This window comes from Polaromonas sp. DSP2-3-2b2 (assembly GCF_049895905.1).
GTDB lineage: Bacteria > Pseudomonadota > Gammaproteobacteria > Burkholderiales > Burkholderiaceae_C > Polaromonas.
Map to the genome: position 1 here is coordinate 1 of NZ_JAFCTH010000057.1, position 1,133 is coordinate 1,133.

Here is a 1,133-nt window from a genome sequence, read left to right on the forward strand (position 1 = left end):
GCCTGGACGGCGCCGGTGAAGCCTTGCGCATTCTGGTCAACGAAGCCTCGCGCATTGAGCGCGCGCAGCACCTGCAGGCCACGCCGTATGAGCGCTCGGCCCAGCGCGTGGATTACGCCAACGGCTACAAAAACAAAACGGTTCTGACCCGCATGGGCGAAGTCACCTTTGAGGTGCCGCAGGTGCGCTCGGGCGGCTTTTACCCCAGCGCCCTGGAGCGCGGCAGCCGCTTCGTGAGCAGGCGATGAATCTGGCGCTCGCCGAGATGTATGTGCAAGGTGTCTCCACGCGCAAAGTCATCGAAGTATTGCAAAATCTGGTGGGGCCCGAGGTCAGCATCTCCAGCACGCAAGTTAGCCGTTGCACGGCGCTGCTCGATACAGGCTTGCACGCCTGGCGTACCCGGCCCCTGGAGGAGACACCGTACGTGATTTTGGATGCCCGATACGAACGCGTGCGCGAGGCGGGACGGGTGGTGGACTGTGCGGTTTTGGTGGCCATCGGTGTGACGGCTTCAGGCCACCGCCGGGTGCTGGGCGTCTCGGTGGCGCTGTCAGAGGCCGAGGTGCATTGGCGGGCCTTTTTGGACAGCCTGATTGAGCGCGGCCTGCGCGGGGTCAAGTTTCTTGCCAGCGATGACCATGCCGGTTTGAAAGCCGCACGCAAGGCGATGTTTCCCGGCGTGCCCTGGCAGCGCTGCCAGTTCCACCTCCAACGCAACGCTCAGGGCTACGTCAGCCGGCTGGACCAGCGCTCGCCGGTGGCCCGGCAAATACGGGGCATCTTCAATGCGAGTGATGCCATTGAGGCACAACGCCTGCTCAACGCAGCGCTCAAGGACTGGCAGCTCAGCCATCCACAATTGGCCGCCTGGGCCGAGAACAACTTGCCCGATGGCTTTGCCGCCTTTGACTTGCCCGAGGCCCATCGGGTGCGCATGCGCACCACCAACGGCTTGGAGCGTTTGAACAAGGAACTCAAACGCCGAACCCGCGTTGCCACTTTGTGCCCCAACTCTGCCAGTTGCCTGCGCCTGGTCAGTGCCTTGCTGGCCGAACAAGATGAGGAATGGATGACCGCAAAAATCTACCTGTCCATGAAATCCTGAGCACCGCCAACCGCCAACCGCCAAC

Annotated in this window: 1 pseudogene; it reads left to right on the plus strand. The window is 62.9% G+C overall.

The annotated features are described in order from the left end of the window. Window positions 1–1,108, plus strand: a pseudogene (locus tag ACP7AD_RS18530) (IS256 family transposase); the annotation flags it as partial. Window positions 1,109–1,133 lie beyond the last annotated feature (25 nt).